This window comes from Virgibacillus natechei, from assembly GCF_026013645.1.
Classification (GTDB): domain Bacteria; phylum Bacillota; class Bacilli; order Bacillales; family Amphibacillaceae; genus Virgibacillus_L; species Virgibacillus_L natechei.
On record NZ_CP110224.1, the window covers coordinates 711,978 to 729,195 of the forward strand.

The window sequence follows — 17,218 nt, forward strand, 5'->3', positions numbered from 1 at the left end:
AAAGAGGGTAGAAATGGTATGGCTAAACGTATTTCTTTTTATATAGTAGGAAGATGTGTAAAGCTGGCCACATTGTTACTTGCAATCAGTATTCTATCCTTTACACTTGTAAGCTTTTCCCCCATTGACCCTGTGCAATCGTATATCGGTGCAGATATGACAAGAGTCAGTCCAGAGCAAAGGGAAAATATCGCTGAATATTGGGGGTTGGATGAGTCGAAACCGCAACAGTTTTTAAACTGGGGAGCAGCTATTTTACAGGGAGATATGGGGACTTCACTTATTCATCGTACCCCAGTTGCTCAAGTAATTGGTGAACGTTTTCTTGCTTCCTTAGCATTAATGGCTGTGGCCTGGTCTCTTTCAGGGGTGTTTGGTTTTCTAATGGGGATTATTGCAGGAATGCGAGAAGGAACATGGGTTGATCGCTTGATTAAAAGTTATTGTTTTATCTTAGCATCTACCCCAGGTTTCTGGTTGGGGTTACTATTGCTCATGTTATTCTCTGTGTGGCTCGGTTGGTTTCCGGTAGGACTTGGAACACCTGCAGGTATATTAGCTGAGGATGTAACGCTAATGGAGCGCTTCAGGCATTTGTTCTTACCGGCGTTGACATTGAGTGTTGTTGGTGTAGCTAATGTGGCATTGCATACGAGACAAAAGCTGGTGGAAGTGTTAAATAGTGATTACGTCCGTTTTGCAAAGGCAAAAGGGGAACAGGGCTTTGGGCTTCTCCTCAGGCACGGATTACGTAATATTTCGCTACCTGCCATTTCCATCCACTTTGCATCATTTGGGGAGCTTTTTGGAGGGGCAGTTCTGGCTGAACAGGTATTTTCTTATCCTGGTCTGGGACAAGCGGTCGTTCAGGCAGGACTAGGTGGCGACGTTCCACTTTTATTAGGTATTGTTCTATTTAGTACTGTATTTGTTTTTGTTGGGAATGTCATAGCTGATTTATTATACAAAGTTGTTGATCCGCGTATTAGAAGGGGTGAAGTCTTGTGATGAAAAGAAGACTGAATCTAAGGCAGCGGACGTTAACAACTATTATTATGGCGTTTCTTCTGTTAGTAACGATGGTTTTTACCGGCTTATTTATAGGTGAAAACCAGCTGGCTATTAACATAGAAGATAGAAATAGCCCCCCTTCGTTTGCGAATTTGTTTGGGACGGATTGGCTGGGGCGCGATATGCTTACACGTACCATAAAAGGTTTAACATTGAGTCTAGCTGTCGGGATGCTTGCAGCGGTTTCAAGTACGATTATCGCACTGATACTTAGCATACTTGCTTCGTGGAATAGAACAATAGATTATATTGTCACATGGTTAATCGATCTTTTTTTAAGTGTTCCACATATTGTACTACTGCTATTAATTACGTTTGCGTTTGGTGGAGGATTTGAAGGAATTGTCATTGGTTTGGCATTAACGCATTGGCCGAGCTTGGCACGTGTCCTTCGTTCCGAGATTCTCCAAGTGAAAACGGCCGAATATGTCGGTGTTTCTCGAAAACTCGGAAAATCACAGTTATGGATTGCTAGGCATCACTTTTTGCCTCATTTAATACCACAGCTTTTAATCGGATTTATTTTACTTTTTCCTCATGCCATCCTACATGAAGCGGCAATAACCTTTTTAGGGTTCGGTCTATCAACAGAGCAACCGGCGATTGGAATTATTTTATCCGAATCGATGCGGTATTTATCGACAGGCATGTGGTGGCTGGCATTCTTCCCGGGATTGGCTCTTTTGTTAATGGTAGGTATTTTCGATTTACTTGGACAACATATACGTCGATTAATTGATCCATTTCATGGACAGAAAGGTAGCTAATAGAATGACTTTGGATAAAACACCGCTACTTGAAGTGAAAGATCTTTCCTTGTCTTTTCGCCAGTATAAAAAAGGCCTGCGTGAAACAACGATGCAGGTTATTCATCGATTAGATATGAAGATTTATGAAGGGGAAATTGTTGCAGTTATTGGTGCAAGCGGTTCAGGAAAGAGCCTGCTCGCAAATGCGATACTCGGTATCCTTCCTGAACATGCGCAGCTTTCTGGTATATTGAATTATAAGGGTGAGCCCATTACTGCAGAAAAACAAACGGCGCTTAGAGGGAAGGAAATTTCGCTTATCCCTCAATCGGTGCACGCGCTAGACCCATTGATGAAAACAAGTAAGCAAGTACAGGCAGTTGTTCGAAAAGGAAATAGAAAGACGACTCAACGAGAAGTTTTTCAACAAATTGGATTGCCAATTGAAGTGGAAAAGCAATATCCCTTTGAATTATCTGGCGGTATGGCGAGAAGAGTTTTAGCTGCTACATCCATCATCAGTAGTGCGAATTTAATTATTGCTGATGAGCCAACGCCAGGACTAGACCCACATGCCTTAAATGAAACGGTGTATCCTATCAAAGAATTAGCTACAGCTGGTAAGGGGATTATGTTCATTACACATGATATCAATACGGCTTTAAAAATTGCGGACCGGGTTGTTGTAATGAATGAAGGGGAAACAGTAGATCAAGCAAATGTAGAAGATTTTACAGGGAAGGGTGAGAGGCTTAAACATCCCTATACCCGCAAATTATGGAATGTCTTGCCGCAAAATGATTTTGTTTCTTTAAAAAGTCCCCCTGTTAACGCGATGGTTAAACCAATGGATGGCTCGCTTGTAGTGAAGGAAATGGCGTATCACTACCCGAATGAAAGCCCCATTTTTGAACAGCTAAATTTAAAGTTAAACGCTGGTGAAGTTGTTGGTTTGTTTGGCTATAGCGGTTCAGGGAAAAGTACAATGGCTCAGCTTATTGCAGGATACATGAATCCGCATGAGGGTACGGTAGAAGTGGACGGGGAGACGGACTTCCGTGCACGAATACATCCTGTGCAACTAATTTGGCAACACCCAGAAGCGGTTATAAATCCCAAGTGGCAAATGAAAAAAATACTAACAGAAGCGCAGGTATCAGATAAGGAATTACTCCAGGTACTCGAAATCAAAGAAGAGTGGTTATCGCGCTATCCAAGTGAGTTATCGGGTGGAGAATTACAGCGATTTTGTGTTGCTAGGGCACTCCATGAAAATACAAAATACATTATTGCTGATGAGATGACGACCATGCTCGATGCGATAACACAAGCACAAATCTGGCAAGCGGTGCTAAAGTTGGCAAGACAACGGAATATCGGTGTGCTGGCAATCAGCCATGATCATCATTTGCTGCAGCGTGTTAGTGATCGCGTGATCGATTTCGAAACATTAGAGAATAGGGAAGCCTGACTCTTAATACATTAGCTCGTACTTATGCAAATAGGTTGGTAGCGACTTCAATTTATTGTTATAATAGAATGAAGAACAAATATTAGAAAACTTGGCTTATAAAAAGAACCCTTTACTGTAGGGAATATTATAAAGTGAGGCGATGAAGCATGAATAAAACAATGATTGATAAAAATCAAGACCTGGGAGAAATTCTTGCAGGTATGGACCGGGTAATTGTAGCTTTTTCAGGCGGTGTGGATAGTACCTTAGTATTGAAGCGTGCGCAGCAGGAGTTAGGGGAGGACAATGTTCTAGCAGTTGTAGTCGCATCTGAATTATTCCGTAAAGAAGAATTTGCAGGCGCTGTTAAGCTTGCAGAGGAAATGGGAGTTCGTGTTCATCAGACAGCAATTAATGAATTAGATGATGATAGGATTGTAGCTAATACACCTGATAGCTGGTATTACAGTAAGAAATTACTTTACTCGCATCTAAATAAACTTGCAGACGAATGGGGTTATTCCCATGTTCTGGATGGAATGATCATGGATGATATGGAAGATTTTCGTCCTGGTTTACAAGCAAGAACAGAAGCGGGAGCTCGCAGTGTACTGCAGGAAGCAAAGCTTTACAAACAAGAGGTTCGCGAACTCACAAAAGAACTTAGTATCCCAGTGTGGAATAAACCGGCATCATGCAGTCTAGCATCTAGAATACCTTATGGTACAACAATTGATAAACAGAAAATTGAACAGGTAGATCAGGCTGAGAAGTTTATCGGGAAACTAGGATTCGAGATGGTGCGTGTGCGCTATCACGATAATGCAGCTCGAATTGAGGTTCCGTCACAAGACATTAATGCACTGTTAAAACACCGTGATGAATTACAATTGAAGCTTGCATCACTTGGCTTCACATACGTATCAGTGGACCTGCAAGGATATCGAACAGGTAGCATGAATGAAGTGTTACCATCAGAACCACTAAAAACAGAAGTTAGCTAAAGTGGCTATATTTAGAAAACCTTGCATTCGTCAAAGGGATTCTTAGAAAGCGCTGAAATTGAACCATGCAGAAAAATCCTCTGCATGGCTTTTTCAACTGGGACAGAGGGACAGGTTCATTGTCCCAACACCAGATGAGTGGGGGACAGTGTTCCTGTCCCTCCGTCCCTTTAGAGGAAATCAGAGTGTAACAGGAGGATAACATGCTAGATATTTTTATATGGGTTGTCATTATTGCATTATTTATTTTAAGTTTCGTTGGAGTGGTCTTTCCGATTGTTCCTTCTGTATTTGTACTATGGATTGGTTTTTTGCTTTATCATTTCGTTCTAAATGCGGATCAGCTTAGCCTGTCTTTTTGGATTTTCATGGGTGTGTTCACGGTAATACTCATTGGTGCAGACATTATTGCTAATAGTTATTTTGTTAGAAAATTCGGTGGAAGTAAATGGGGAGAAAGAGGAGCAGCAATAGCAGTCATTATTGGATCATTTATTACACCACCGTTTGGTATTATATATGTACCGTTTATTGCGGTTTTTCTCATTGAAAGGAGTCAACAGAGAACTACACGAGATGCGTTTCGAGCATCAATCGGTTCGCTTATCGGATTTCTGGGTGGCACTGTGGCAAAGGTAGTTGTTCAATTCACTATGATTGTTTGGTTTTTTATCGTATTATTATTTTAACAGATGTAATGAAGGAAAGGATTTTCGAATATGAATGATCCATCACGAGTGATCACAATTGCAGGTTCAGCAGCTGGTGGGAGCGCTGGTATCCAAGCAGATTTGAAGACGTTTCAAGAATTGGATGTATATGGGATGAGCGTCGTTACAGCCATTGTAGGCAGACATCCGAAGACGGATAAAAATGTACACCCACAAACGCTGGAGGCAATTGAAGCGCAATTTGCCACAGCGATGAAACAGGTAGGTACGGATGGTCTGAAAACAGGGATGTTATTTTCCAAAGAAGTAATAGAGGCTGTTGCCGCATTAATCAAGGATTCTTCGATTAAAAATATTACAGTTGACCCTGTTATGGTTGGGAAATTGGATTCGAAGCTGTTGAAAGACGATGCGATTGACGCACTAAAGAACAGCCTGATTCCCCTATCCACGATTATAACGCCAAATGTACCAGAGGCCTCCTTATTACTTGGGGGAAGAGAACTGACTAGTGTAGATGATTTAAAACAGGCGGCGATTGATCTGTATCCATTAGGTGCACGTAATGTATTGGTAAAAGGTGGAAGGCTAGAAGGCCCGGCAATTGATGTATTGTTTGATGGAGAAACAATCACGACGATTGAAGCGCCACGTATCGATACGGTTAACACAAGTGGGGCAGGGTGTACGTATTCAGCTGCAATTGCGGCATATTTAGCTAAAGGGAATTCTGTCGCAGAAGCGGTTCGACAGGCAAAAAGCTTTGTCACCACCGCGATTGAACATGGATTTTCCTACACAGATGTTGTAGGACCCACGTACCATGCAGCCATGCGCAAGTTTGGTGAAGCATATGAGATTAAGGGGACAGAGGGACAGGTTAATTGTCCCAGCACCAGATGAACGGAGGGGACAGTGAACCTGTCCCTTCATCCCAATAAAGAATAGGAGGATGAAAATGGGGAAGCGAGCATTACTTAATGTGGATTACACAAATGATTTTGTAGCAGAGGATGGAAAGTTGACGAGCGGGGAGCCTGGACGGGCGATTGAAACCAGAGTGGTGGACTTGACTCGGGAATTTGTAGAGGCGGGCGATTATGTCGTGTTTGCCATTGATGCTCATGAAGAAGGGGACGAACTTCATCCGGAATCCGTTTTATTTCCACCACATAATATTATCGGAACGCCGGGTCGTAATTTGTACGGTGAGCTAGCAAATGTATACAAGGAAAATAAAGATAAAGAGAATGTCTATTACTTTGATAAAACACGATATAGCGCATTTGCTGGAACTGATCTGGAAATCAAACTGCGTGAACGTGGAATCGATGAGATTCATATCATTGGTGTTTGCACCGATATTTGTGTACTACACACAGCCGTTGAGGCTTACAACAAAGGGTTTAAAATTGTAGTACATAAAGACGCGGTAGCAAGCTTTAATCAAGCAGGTCATGACTGGGCATTAGGGCATTTTACAGATACATTGGGTGCGAGCGTTTTATAGGGGACAGAGTTCCTGTCCCCGTCCCGCTTTTTCTTAACGTCTTTTACTTTTAGTTGGGGAATAATAAGAAAAACTTGCTTGAAGGGGTGTGCAAATGGATAATTTCATAGCAAATTATAATAAAAGTTATATCGATGGTAAGTGGGTAGATGGAGACACAGGTCAAAAGGAAGATATTAAGAATCCGTATGATAATTCCGTGTTAACAACTGTACAACTTGCGTCTTTAGACCAAGTAAAGAATGCATATGAAATTGCAGAAGCTCGGCAAAAAGATTGGGCTCATTATTCTGTTGATGACAGAAGGGAAATACTTCGCAAGGCAGCAGGGTTTCTTCAGGATAATCGTGAGGACATTATCAGCATTGTCAGTCAGGAAACGGGTGGCACATTACTAAAAGCTGAACTGGAGTTAAATCTTTCCATCGATGTACTGGAGGAAACGTTTGAGTATATGGATGCGACGGGGGAAGTAAAAGAGGTCCATGCGACGATTGATGGGAAAAGAAATAAAATATATCGCCAGCCGTTAGGTGTGATTTCTTCTATTTCACCATTCAATTTTCCAATGAACCTATCCATGCGTTCGATTGCACCAGCGATAGCACTGGGTAACACGGTTGTCCATAAAGCAGATCTCCAGGTTGGATTAACAGGAGGATCGATTATAGCAAGAGCTTTTGATTATGCCGGTCTGCCAGGAGGCGTGTTTCAATCGATTTTCACATCACCAGATGAAATTGGCGATGAAATGTTGGAAAACCCAACTGTGCAATTAATTGCTTTTACGGGATCGACTGGTTTTGGAAAACATATAGGAAAAGTTGCCGGAGAAAATCTAAAGCGTGTGGCGCTGGAGCTTGGTGGAAATAACCCGTTTATTGTTCTTGAGGATGCGGAGGTTGATCAAGCGGTCGACGCAGCGATTTTCGGAAAGTTCATGCATCAAGGACAGATTTGTATGAGTGTAAATCGACTGATTGTGCATGAAAACGTGTATGAAAGATTTTCGGAAAAATTTATTGAACGGGCAAAGCAGTTGCCCTATGGTGATCAAACTGATCCAGACACCGTTATTGGCCCTTTGATTAATGAAGAGCAGGTGGAAAATGTGCTTGAGATTATTGACAAAGCAGAAAAAAATGGCGTCAAAATGGGACTAAAAGGCAAGCGTGAAGGAAATCTGTTAACTCCATTTGTTTTCGTGGATGTAGATAGCAGAGATGAAATCGCTCAAACAGAATTATTTTCCCCAGTTGTATCTATTATTAAAGCTGAATCGGATGATCAAGCAATTGAAATGGCCAATGACACCAATTACGGATTAACGTCTTCGATATTCACCTCTGACTTGGAAAAAGGTGAGGCGTATGGCATGAAGATCGATAGCGGGATGACGCATGTAAATGACCAACCGGTGAATGATGCAGCCAATATTCCATTCGGCGGGAATAAACAAAGTGGTATGGGAAGGTTTGGAAATCCATGGGTGATCGATGAGTTCACAAAACTGAAATGGATATCTGTACAAGAGGAGTACCGAGAATTTCCGTTTTAACGTTGTCTGGTGATGAGGATAGCTCTAGCGGCTGTCCTAATTTCGGGCCTTTAATAAAAATAAAACCTGTTCTCAGCTTTAGCAAAAAGAAAACAGGTTTTATTTTATGGAATGATTTATCCCGATGTAACATCAATTCATTTCATTTTTCTGCTGGTCTGTCTTTGAGAAGTATGATAGTTGTTGCTACTAATACCTTTCTTTTTCTTCTTTTTTCACTATATTCTAAGAGACCTGATAGTAAATCTTGACTTTCCTCTCCTATCACTATATATTAGGAAATATATACGAAACGTTGATAAGGATTAGTATAAGTTGATCGTCTTTCAAAGAGAAGAAATGGTTGCTGGAAATTTCTAAAGACGTCATTTAGAACCTGCCTTTAAGTTCGCCATCGAAAAGCTTTTTCGCTATAAGATGTGCGCGGTTCATAACCGTTATCAATTCAAGTGTACAAGGAGCAGTTCCTTGTAAACAAGGGTGGTACCACCAGGCCTCGGTCCCTTTTCGGATGGAGGATTTTTTGTGTTCATAAAAATACATAATTTTAAAGATAGAGGTGTTGATCTTGGGTAAGAAAAATAAGCAGTTTGTTGAAAACGTAACAGCGATGGAAGATGATTTTGCCAGGTGGTACACAGATGTTGTAAAACAGGCGGATTTGGTTGATTACGGCCCAGTGAGAGGGACAATGATCATTAAGCCAGATGGTTTTGCAATATGGGAAAATATCCGCGATGAACTTGACCGTCAAATTAAGGCAACTGGGCACTCGAATGTATCATTTCCATTATTCGTTCCTGAAAGACTACTGCAAAAGGAAAAAGATCATGTGGAAGGATTCGCGCCGGAAGTAGCCTGGGTCACACATGGTGGGGAGGATAAATTAGCTGAAAGAATAGCTGTACGCCCAACTTCAGAAGCGTTGTTCAGTGATTACTATTCTAAAAATATTCATTCCTATCGTGATCTGCCAATGCTTTATAACCAATGGGCGAATGTTGTGCGCTGGGAAAAAACAACACGTCCATTCCTACGGTCGTCTGAATTCCATTGGCAAGAAGGACATACAGCACATGCAACCGATGCTGATGCATCAGAAGAAACAGATAGAATGCTTGGGGTCTATGCTGATGTGGTAGAGAATTATCTAGCAATCCCTGTGTATAAAGGTCGCAAAACGGATAAAGAAAAATTTGCTGGTGCAAAATATACGCTAACCATTGAAGCCTTAATGCATGATGGAAAAGCATTGCAATCGGCAACATCACACCATTTTGGTTCAGGATTTGCAGAAGCGTTTGATATTACGTATTTAGATGAAAACGGTGAAAGTCAGTTTGTACATCAAACTTCATGGGGACTCTCTACACGTATCATGGGTGCATTGATTATGGTACATGGAGATAACAGAGGATTAGTCGTGCCTCCACAGATTGCACCAACCCAAGCAATGATTGTCCCGGTTGCCCAGCATAAAGAAGGTGTACTTGATAAAGCATATGACCTGCGCGATGAAATGAAGGATCTTGTCCGTGTCGGTATCGATGCAAGTGACAAAAAGCCAGGCTGGAAATTTAATGAGTATGAAATGAAAGGAATTCCGGTTCGAATTGAAATGGGACCAAAAGACATTGAAAAAGACCAGGTCGTGCTCGTTCGCCGGGACACCGGAGAGAAAGAATTTGTAGCACGTACTGATTTGGAAGCACGTTTGCCGGTTTTACTAGATGAAATCCAGCAAAATTTATTTGATAAAGCATTGGCGCACCGCGTGGAAAAAACGAGTGTTGCGACAGACATGGACGAATTCAAACAAACGCTGGATCAAAAATCAGGATTTATTAAAGCAATGTGGTGTGGCGATATGTCTTGTGAGGAAAAAATAAAAGAGGACACAGGAGCAACATCACGCTTAATTCCTTTTGAACAAGAGTCGATAGCAGATACCTGTGTATGCTGCGGAAAAGAAGCAAAAGAACTTGTATATTGGGCAAAAGCATATTAATGTAAAAAACGAGCGCTGGTAGCGCTCGTTTTTTGTGTATGTCGGCAGATGGCGGGGGGGCAGGAAGTGTCCCAGTGACCGAAAAGTGGCTAGCGACACCGAATCGGGAGACAGTATGTCGCTCGAATGAGGCAATCTCGCGCTCGCTCGAGCACCAGCACTCCTAAGTCGAGCGAGTGGATGGCCAGGTCGAGCGCCACCTTTCTGAGTTCGAGCCCCAGACTTCAAAATTGTCACTACCGCTCGAGTGGGGCACCAGCTCGCTCGAGTAGAAGCTTCTGCCGCTCGAATGAGGGAATCTCCTGCTCGCTCGAGCACCATTTTGCGATATACTGTTTAAATTCTTGATCATATCGTCTACTTATTGAGGACACGCTCCATTTCATTGATGGTTTTATTTACTACATTCTCTCTATTTCCTGTCCACTTTTAAGTCTAATTCTAAGTAGCCCTGAATCGGGAGAGCGCCATGTCAAACTGGGAGACAGCCCTACCAAAAAGCATCCAAAACGTAAAACGATTATCTGTCTACTTTGTTACGCCTGCATTGCCTTATCAATATCTTTTACAATGTTCTCTGGTTTTGTTTGCGGTGCGTATCGGTCGACTACTTTACCGTTTTTATCAATCAAAAACTTAGTAAAGTTCCATTTGATGTCTTTGGTAAGCATACCCTTTTCTTCCGTAGTTAGATATTCGAAAAGAGGGTGTGCATCCTCGCCTTTTACATCTACTTTACTGAACATCGGGAATGTGACACCATAGTTACGCTCACAGAATTGAGAGATCTCCTCATCATTTCCAGGGTCTTGATTATTGAATTGATTACAAGGGAAGCCGAGGATTTCAAAATCCTGATCCTGATATTGTTCATATACATTTTGCAACCCTTCAAACTGCGGTGTGAATCCACATTTACTTGCTGTATTCACGATAAGAAGCGTTTTACCTTTATAGTCGGACAGTGATTTCTTATCACCTTGCATTGTCTTTACAGAAAAATCATAAATACTCATACGATTTGCCTCCTTTAGTAAAAGGATAGCAATGCTAGAAGATTGATGTCAAAATATTTGTACGGGTTTTGCGAATGTATTTACATAGGTTACTAGATAATGTAGAAAGAAAACATCCACTCAAGGCGATCCATGTTAGTTTCTTACCTGTCAAAAAAAGACGACCCGCAAAGGCCGTCTTCTCCTACTATATTTCCTGCTTCAAATTTTCTCCAAGAATTTCAAGTCTGCCCTGAACTTCTTCTTCCGATAAATCATGTTCTTTCACATACATATTACGTGGACTCACACGGCATTCAGGTGTACAACCACGGATATATTTATGCTCATTTTCTTCAGAACAAATGATTTGTTTGTTGCATTCAGGATTAGCACAGTTCACATAACGTTCGGATGGCTGTCCATCAAAATAGTCTATGCCAACTATAACATGTTCTTTCTTATTGACGGGTACAGAAATCCGTTCATCGAATACGTAGCAGCGGCCATCCCATAATTCGCCCTGAACCTCTGGATCTTTCCCGTAGGTTACAATGCCGCCATGTAGCTGTGCAACATCTTCAAAGCCTTCTTTTACTAACCAGCCGGAAAATTTCTCACAGCGAATCCCGCCTGTACAATAGGTTAGAATACGTTTTCCCTCAATAAGGTGTTTGTTTTCCTGAACCCATTCAGGTAATTCACGGAATGTTTCAATATCTGGTCGAATTGCTCCACGGAAATGACCTAAGTCATACTCGTAATCATTTCTCGCGTCAAGAATAACCGTATCCTCGTCCTGCATTGCTTCGTAAAATTCCTTGGGTGATAAGTGATCCCCAGTTGTCTGCAGCGGATCAATATCATTCTCCAAGCGAAGACTTACCAATTCAGTTCTTGGACGTACATGCATTTTCTTGAATGCATGACCATCATGCGGATCAACTTTAAATGTCATGTCTGCAAAACGTGGATCATTATTCATAGCTTTCCTATATTTTTCAGTTTGTTCACGAGATCCTGAAACGGTCCCATTGATGCCTTCAGGAGCTACTAAAATACGCCCCTTCAATTCCAGGTCATTACAAAATTGCAGATGTTCTGCCGCAAAGCCTTCAGGATCTTCAATTTGGACATAATTGTAGTACAATAAAACCTCATAATTTTTACTGCTTTCCATGTTTATTACCACCTATTCATTCATATTTGCAAGATATAAATGTTTGGTAGTCGTATTTTATTTTATAATCTTGCAAGAAGATATTTTACCATATTTCTATGTTACTTGCCAATCACTTAACAAAAATATAACAAATACTCACGCTTTCAATCGATAGTTTAAATTATGATTTCTAAGCGTTTCATCTTCACCAAACAAGAAAAGTTTCTCTATATTAGGGGAGTATTTTGAATTTATGGTTTCAACACCTGTGGCTTCCGCTACCGCACGCAACATTATCAAGCTTTAAAAACGTTTAATTAAAAAAATCCCTAAACGCTTGCATTTTATTTCGCAAAGGGTTAAAGTTAAATAAGCAAAAGGAAATTGAAGTTTGAATAATACTTTACGATCTCTTTATCAAAGTGGTGTAAAAGTATTTTGGATTCAATTACTTTGCACGATATTTGTATAAGGAGGTCATTTACATGATGAATGGCACAGTAAAATGGTTTAACGCAGAAAAAGGCTTCGGTTTCATCGAGCGTGAAGATGGAGACGATGTATTCGTACATTTCTCAGCAATTAATGCTGAAGGTTTCAAAACGCTTGAAGAAGGACAAAGCGTAGAGTTTGAAATCGTTGAAGGTAACCGTGGACCACAAGCAGCTAACGTAACTCGTCTATAATAGATGATTTTAAAAAGGTCTATCTCACTCGTGGGGTAGACCTTTTTTAAATTCATCCGTTTTTTATCGCATGTATGTCGAATAGCTTCATGGAGGAGGAAATTGATATGACATCACCATTTAATTGGAAAAAAGAAGCGGAAATACAATGGGATAATCGTGCGCATTTTTGGAATGAACATAGTGTGCACATGTGGGATAATGGCAGTAGAAAGGATATTATTCCTTTTGTGAAAGATTATTTTAAAAAAGGCAGCAAAATCCTCGATATTGGCTGCGGGGATGGTTATGGATCCTATAAATTACATAAGGCTGGATATGATGTAGTCGGGATGGATATTTCCAGTGAAATGATCGCGCTTGCCAAAGAACGAACGAAGCATGAGGCAATTCCTTTTTCCCAAGGTGACGTGAATGAACTTCCATTTGAAGACAATAGCTTTGATGGCGTCATGGCGATTAATGTTTTGGAGTGGACGGAATCGCCAGTTGAAGCATTGTTAGAATTAAAGCGTGTTGTAAAAAAAGATGGACTTCTTTTTGTTGGTATATTAGGCCCGACGGCAGGGCCAAGAATGAATAGCTATCCTCGTTTACTTGGAGAAAAGGCGATTGCTAATACGATGATGCCATGGGAGCTTCAGAAACTTAGTGCAGATCATAATCTAGAATATGTAGATGGTATCGGTGTGTATAAAGAAGGCGTAGAAGCGCGCCATCATCAATATTTAAGCTTAGAATTAAAACAGGCTTTAACCTTTATGTGGGTATTTATGCTGCGAAAAGTTGGTGAATAAAATGGACGAAATGAATAAAAAAGAAATGGAAAAACAGGTTATCGAAAGCTACCAAAACGACGAAAAAATGATGATACTGATTTATGCGCAGTGGTGTATTAATAATAATCTTGATCCTGTGGCATTATATGAAAAAGCCTATCCTGGTCAATCGAAGAATAACACGCTGGTTGAAACGCTGGAATTAACTGTTTCTAAAGAAGAGTCGGAGGAAATAGGTGATCCAACGCTGTTAAATATACTTCAGGTTTTTGGAAATGATGAACTGGCTTTTGCTGTACAAGAAGAAATAGAGAAACGGGAAAAATAATTATGATTTCCCGTTTCTTTATCTACTAGAGGATGTTGAACACGCACTATTATTCGAATAACTTAATCAATGCTTGCGTTCCGCTATCATTTTCACCTTTTTCGGCTAGTTCCTTATAAAGATCCAGAGAAAGCGAAAGTCCTGGAGTTGATAAGCCCATCTCTTCAGCTGATTCAAGTGCAATCGTCATGTCTTTAATAAAGTGCTTTACATAAAATCCTGGCGCGTTATCGCCTTCTAGCATGCGAGGAGCTAGTTTTGATAAGGAAAAACTGCCGGCTGCTCCTGTTGTAATACTATCCAGTACACGCATCGGATCTAAGCCGGATCTTTTGGAATAGGCAATTGCCTCGCAAACACCAATCATATTCGAAGCGATCGTGATTTGATTGGCCAATTTGGTGTGCTGACCCGCTCCCGCTCCTCCTTGCCGTATAATATTTTCGCCAACAATATCAAATAGAGGCAAGACGGAATCAAACGTATGCTGATCGCCGCCTGCCATAATCGCAAGCGAACCATTTATTGCACCCACGTCCCCGCCAGAAACGGGTGCATCCATGGAATAAATATTTTTCTCCAGCGCTTGCTTGTAAATCTCTATTGCTAAAGAGGGTTTTGAGGTTGTCATATCAACGACATATGATCCTGCTTTCGCATTTTCAAGGATTCCGTTTTGACCAAAATAAACTTCCTCTACATCTGCCGGGTAGCCGACCATTGTTATGATCACATCAGTGGACTTAGCTAATTCAGCAATAGAACTTTTCCAGATTGCCCCATTATCCAATAATCCTTGTGCTTTTTCCTTTGTCCTTGTATAAAGACTTATTGGATATCCGGCCTTTTGCAAGTTTGCGATCATATTTTTCCCCATTACACCAGTACCAATGAAGCCAATTTTTGCATTAATTGAAAGCATACGATCATCTCTCCTTAAAAGTGGTCTTCTTAATTTATTTCGACATTGTTCAGGTGAATTCCTTTATAACATAAAATTGTTCCTAAGGATGACATTCCCGTTATTGACATGATTTGGGTGCTTCATTAAAGAATCATTATAACACATTTACACATAGTATAGGTAGCACGCTTAAACAATTAATGGAGGCTGATCGTAATGATTACAAGCGAGCAAATAAACCAATGTAAAACTGCATTAGTGGATAGGCAAACCGAATTAATTGATCATGTGCAGGATCACTTTGGTAAAACGCTTGAATTAGCAAAAGAATCGGTGGGCGAGCTGTCAAATTATGATAATCACCCTGCAGATATGGGAACAGAGTTGTATGAAAGAGAAAAGGATATAGCGCTTAATGAACATGCAGAAATGGAGTTAGAAGATATTAATGCCGCGTTGCATGCAATTGAAGATGGGACTTACGGAATTTGCAGTAAATGCGGAGAGGATATTCCGTTAGAACGGCTAGAAGCTGTCCCTACTGCTGATCGATGTATTGCGCATGCCAATGAAACCAATTTCGAACGTAGCAGACCTGTAGAAGAAGAAGTATTTAGCCCAAATATCAATCCGGATGAAGTAACAGATGAAGAACAAGTCGGCTATGATGCAGAGGATGCCTGGCAAGAGGTAAGCCATTATGGTACATCCGAAACACCATCTGACTTTTATGGAGATAAAGCTGATTATGATGAGATGTATCCAAACAGTGATGAAAATGTCGGGGACGCAGAAGATGTGGAGGGTTTTATCTCAGCGGATATGGATGGTACGTACAGTGGAGTAACACCAAATCATAATAAATATGAAGGTGATTAATGTGAGCCTTATATTATTTGAAAATAGATAAAGACTCCTTCAAAGCAACAAGTTGCATAGAAGGAGTCTTGTTTCATTCATCATTATAGTTCTTCTTGTTGCTCATTTTCTTCACCTTGCAGTTCAAGGGTTGCGGTTTCCTGGTTTCCGTCCCTGTAATACTCTATTTCAACCGTATCACCAATATTATTATCATCAGAATACAGATTTTGCCTTAAATCTAAAATGGATGTTATTTCTTCCCCATCGATTTCAGTAATGACATCAAACTGTTGTAAATTAGCTTCATCTGCTCCTGAATTTGTTTGAACATCTGCGATTACCATTCCGCCTTCTAGGTCCTCTGGTAAGCTTATTTCATTCCGGTATTGGGGTGGAACTTGATTTAGGCTTACGGTGCTAATTCCGATTACAGGCCGTTGAATTTCCCCACTTACTTCAAGTTGTTCCATAACCGGTAATGCTTCATCAATAGGGATAGCAAAACCAATACCTTCTACAGCCTGTTGCGCGATTTTCATCGAGTTGATTCCAATTACTTCCCCATCTCCGTTGACTAATGCTCCGCCACTATTCCCAGGGTTAATGGCAGCGTCTGTTTGAATAACTTCTGTTACCCAATCAGGCTGCCCGTTACCTGTTGTATCCACACTAATGGAACGTTCCAAGCCACTGACAATTCCTTGTGTAACGGTGTTCGCAAACTCCAGTCCAAGCGGATTTCCGATAGCTGCAACTGTTTCGCCAACTTGTAAATCACCAGAAGAACCTAAACTGGCAATGGTATCAACGTTTTCCCCATCAATTTGTAATACTGCTAAATCCGTTAAAGCATCCGTCCCTAAAACTTCGGCTGGGACTTGTTCATCATCATTTAAGACAACCTCAATTTCTTCAGCATCTTGAACCACATGCTGATTTGTTACAATATAGGCATCGTCATCCTCTTTCTTATAAATAATACCTGAACCGGTTCCAGCGTCTTCGCTTTCTTCCCAAATCGATTGCTGTTGGAGATTCTTAACTCCCACTACTGCTTGAGATGCTTCGCTCATATTTGTAGCGGTATCTGCATCTCCTGAAGCTAATGTTTCTACAACTTCTGTTGGCTCATCTTCTGTGGAGTCGGTTGCCCCTGAAGACTCTGTCGTTTCATTTAACGGGATCGTTCCACTATTAAATAATAAAACGACGATGACCGCGGAAATCACCCCACCTACGATGCCGCCAAAGAACGTATTCATACCTGGTCTGTTCGGTTTCTCTGACGCCCGTTTTTCTGTTGTATTCTCATTATCACTTGTTTCTTCTTCTACCGTTTGATTATGTGATTGGTTTTCTTCATTATTATCCATAATGTAAGCCCCCATTTCATTCTATGATTGTAAATTTAATTATACAGGATGGATTTGGGAAAAATACAGTAGAAATGTGGTAGAAATATGTAAAAGTTATTACCGC

At 40.9% G+C, this 17,218-nt stretch carries 17 protein-coding genes and 1 other annotated feature; of the genes, 13 read left to right on the plus strand and 4 right to left on the minus strand.

Annotation, left to right across the window (positions count from 1 at the left end):
• The first annotated feature begins 18 nt into the window (after positions 1-18).
• The 9 genes from OLD84_RS03925 to proS all read left to right on the plus strand — a co-directional run bounded on the left by OLD84_RS03925 (position 19) and on the right by proS (position 10,024).
• Positions 19-1,008: an ABC transporter permease gene (locus OLD84_RS03925; protein ID WP_209461816.1), complete on the plus strand. Its 990-nt coding sequence runs from the start codon at positions 19-21 to the stop codon at positions 1,006-1,008.
• Positions 1,008-1,838, plus strand: coding sequence for an ABC transporter permease (locus tag OLD84_RS03930; protein WP_209461897.1), 831 nt, complete (start codon positions 1,008-1,010; stop codon positions 1,836-1,838). The genes OLD84_RS03925 and OLD84_RS03930 overlap by 1 nt, the downstream gene beginning before the upstream one ends.
• Before the next feature lie 4 nt (positions 1,839-1,842).
• Complete coding sequence (locus OLD84_RS03935; protein ID WP_209461817.1) at positions 1,843-3,291, plus strand: ABC transporter ATP-binding protein; 1,449 nt, start codon at positions 1,843-1,845, stop codon at positions 3,289-3,291.
• Between the two features lie 149 nt (positions 3,292-3,440).
• On the plus strand, positions 3,441-4,277 hold the full coding sequence (larE, locus tag OLD84_RS03940) for an ATP-dependent sacrificial sulfur transferase LarE (RefSeq protein WP_209461818.1): 837 nt from the start codon (positions 3,441-3,443) through the stop codon (positions 4,275-4,277).
• Positions 4,278-4,480: 203 nt separating this feature from the next.
• Positions 4,481-4,966, plus strand: coding sequence for a DUF456 domain-containing protein (locus tag OLD84_RS03945; RefSeq protein ID WP_209461819.1), 486 nt, complete (start codon positions 4,481-4,483; stop codon positions 4,964-4,966).
• A gap of 30 nt (positions 4,967-4,996) precedes the next feature.
• Complete coding sequence (gene thiD / locus OLD84_RS03950; protein WP_209461820.1) at positions 4,997-5,851, plus strand: bifunctional hydroxymethylpyrimidine kinase/phosphomethylpyrimidine kinase; 855 nt, start codon at positions 4,997-4,999, stop codon at positions 5,849-5,851.
• Between the two features lie 55 nt (positions 5,852-5,906).
• Positions 5,907-6,458 (plus strand): cysteine hydrolase family protein, encoded by a 552-nt coding sequence (locus tag OLD84_RS03955; RefSeq protein ID WP_209461821.1) that lies wholly within the window; start codon positions 5,907-5,909, stop codon positions 6,456-6,458.
• A 94-nt stretch (positions 6,459-6,552) separates the two neighbouring features.
• Positions 6,553-8,016, plus strand: coding sequence for an aldehyde dehydrogenase family protein (locus tag OLD84_RS03960; protein ID WP_209461822.1), 1,464 nt, complete (start codon positions 6,553-6,555; stop codon positions 8,014-8,016).
• 286 nt (positions 8,017-8,302) lie between these two features.
• Positions 8,303-8,524 (plus strand) — a binding site (T-box leader).
• A gap of 60 nt (positions 8,525-8,584) precedes the next feature.
• Complete coding sequence (gene proS, locus OLD84_RS03965; protein ID WP_209461823.1) at positions 8,585-10,024, plus strand: proline--tRNA ligase; 1,440 nt, start codon at positions 8,585-8,587, stop codon at positions 10,022-10,024.
• Positions 10,025-10,560: 536 nt separating this feature from the next.
• Here proS and OLD84_RS03970 read toward each other — a convergent pair.
• Both OLD84_RS03970 and trhO read right to left on the minus strand, forming a co-directional pair.
• The gene (locus OLD84_RS03970) at positions 10,561-11,040 is read right to left on the minus strand and encodes a glutathione peroxidase (RefSeq protein ID WP_209461824.1); all 480 of its coding nucleotides are present in this window, start codon (positions 11,038-11,040) and stop codon (positions 10,561-10,563) included.
• Between the two features lie 187 nt (positions 11,041-11,227).
• Positions 11,228-12,199, minus strand: a complete 972-nt coding sequence (trhO, locus tag OLD84_RS03975) for an oxygen-dependent tRNA uridine(34) hydroxylase TrhO (RefSeq protein WP_209461825.1) — start codon at positions 12,197-12,199, stop codon at positions 11,228-11,230.
• Between the two features lie 467 nt (positions 12,200-12,666).
• Between trhO and OLD84_RS03985 the strand changes: the two genes are divergently transcribed.
• From OLD84_RS03985 to OLD84_RS03995, 3 genes are all read left to right on the plus strand, one after another.
• The gene (locus OLD84_RS03985; RefSeq protein WP_209461826.1) at positions 12,667-12,867 is read left to right on the plus strand and encodes a cold shock domain-containing protein; all 201 of its coding nucleotides are present in this window, start codon (positions 12,667-12,669) and stop codon (positions 12,865-12,867) included.
• Between the two features lie 107 nt (positions 12,868-12,974).
• Complete coding sequence (locus OLD84_RS03990; RefSeq protein WP_209461827.1) at positions 12,975-13,664, plus strand: class I SAM-dependent methyltransferase; 690 nt, start codon at positions 12,975-12,977, stop codon at positions 13,662-13,664.
• A 10-nt stretch (positions 13,665-13,674) separates the two neighbouring features.
• Positions 13,675-13,974 carry a hypothetical protein gene (locus tag OLD84_RS03995; RefSeq protein WP_209461898.1) on the plus strand — a complete coding sequence of 100 codons (300 nt, stop codon included), beginning with the start codon at positions 13,675-13,677 and terminating at the stop codon, positions 13,972-13,974.
• Positions 13,975-14,023: 49 nt separating this feature from the next.
• On the opposite strand, the gene OLD84_RS04000 is transcribed toward OLD84_RS03995, so the two are convergent.
• Positions 14,024-14,896, minus strand: coding sequence for an NAD(P)-dependent oxidoreductase (locus OLD84_RS04000; RefSeq protein WP_209461828.1), 873 nt, complete (start codon positions 14,894-14,896; stop codon positions 14,024-14,026).
• Between the two features lie 198 nt (positions 14,897-15,094).
• Here OLD84_RS04000 and OLD84_RS04005 point away from each other — a divergent pair, with 198 nt between their 5' ends.
• Positions 15,095-15,757, plus strand: a complete 663-nt coding sequence (locus OLD84_RS04005; RefSeq protein WP_209461829.1) for a yteA family sporulation protein — start codon at positions 15,095-15,097, stop codon at positions 15,755-15,757.
• An 83-nt stretch (positions 15,758-15,840) separates the two neighbouring features.
• Here the strand turns inward: OLD84_RS04005 and OLD84_RS04010 are convergent, their stop codons facing one another.
• Positions 15,841-17,112: a S1C family serine protease gene (locus OLD84_RS04010; protein ID WP_209461830.1), complete on the minus strand. Its 1,272-nt coding sequence runs from the start codon at positions 17,110-17,112 to the stop codon at positions 15,841-15,843.
• Positions 17,113-17,218 lie beyond the last annotated feature (106 nt).

What these genes read in the sequence shown, in the direction of transcription:
- OLD84_RS03990 (WP_209461827.1), top strand. Translation starts at nt 12,975, where the DNA reads ATGACATCACCATTTAATTGGAAAAAAGAAGCGGAAATACAATGGGAT.
- OLD84_RS04000 (WP_209461828.1), bottom strand. Translation starts at nt 14,896, where the DNA reads ATGCTTTCAATTAATGCAAAAATTGGCTTCATTGGTACTGGTGTAATG.
- OLD84_RS04005 (WP_209461829.1), top strand. Translation starts at nt 15,095, where the DNA reads ATGATTACAAGCGAGCAAATAAACCAATGTAAAACTGCATTAGTGGAT.
- larE (WP_209461818.1), top strand. Translation starts at nt 3,441, where the DNA reads ATGAATAAAACAATGATTGATAAAAATCAAGACCTGGGAGAAATTCTT.
- OLD84_RS04010 (WP_209461830.1), bottom strand. Translation starts at nt 17,112, where the DNA reads ATGGATAATAATGAAGAAAACCAATCACATAATCAAACGGTAGAAGAA.
- OLD84_RS03945 (WP_209461819.1), top strand. Translation starts at nt 4,481, where the DNA reads ATGCTAGATATTTTTATATGGGTTGTCATTATTGCATTATTTATTTTA.
- OLD84_RS03995 (WP_209461898.1), top strand. Translation starts at nt 13,675, where the DNA reads ATGAATAAAAAAGAAATGGAAAAACAGGTTATCGAAAGCTACCAAAAC.
- OLD84_RS03935 (WP_209461817.1), top strand. Translation starts at nt 1,843, where the DNA reads ATGACTTTGGATAAAACACCGCTACTTGAAGTGAAAGATCTTTCCTTG.
- OLD84_RS03960 (WP_209461822.1), top strand. Translation starts at nt 6,553, where the DNA reads ATGGATAATTTCATAGCAAATTATAATAAAAGTTATATCGATGGTAAG.
- trhO (WP_209461825.1), bottom strand. Translation starts at nt 12,199, where the DNA reads ATGGAAAGCAGTAAAAATTATGAGGTTTTATTGTACTACAATTATGTC.
- OLD84_RS03970 (WP_209461824.1), bottom strand. Translation starts at nt 11,040, where the DNA reads ATGAGTATTTATGATTTTTCTGTAAAGACAATGCAAGGTGATAAGAAA.
- OLD84_RS03925 (WP_209461816.1), top strand. Translation starts at nt 19, where the DNA reads ATGGCTAAACGTATTTCTTTTTATATAGTAGGAAGATGTGTAAAGCTG.
- OLD84_RS03930 (WP_209461897.1), top strand. Translation starts at nt 1,008, where the DNA reads ATGAAAAGAAGACTGAATCTAAGGCAGCGGACGTTAACAACTATTATT.
- OLD84_RS03985 (WP_209461826.1), top strand. Translation starts at nt 12,667, where the DNA reads ATGATGAATGGCACAGTAAAATGGTTTAACGCAGAAAAAGGCTTCGGT.
- thiD (WP_209461820.1), top strand. Translation starts at nt 4,997, where the DNA reads ATGAATGATCCATCACGAGTGATCACAATTGCAGGTTCAGCAGCTGGT.
- OLD84_RS03955 (WP_209461821.1), top strand. Translation starts at nt 5,907, where the DNA reads ATGGGGAAGCGAGCATTACTTAATGTGGATTACACAAATGATTTTGTA.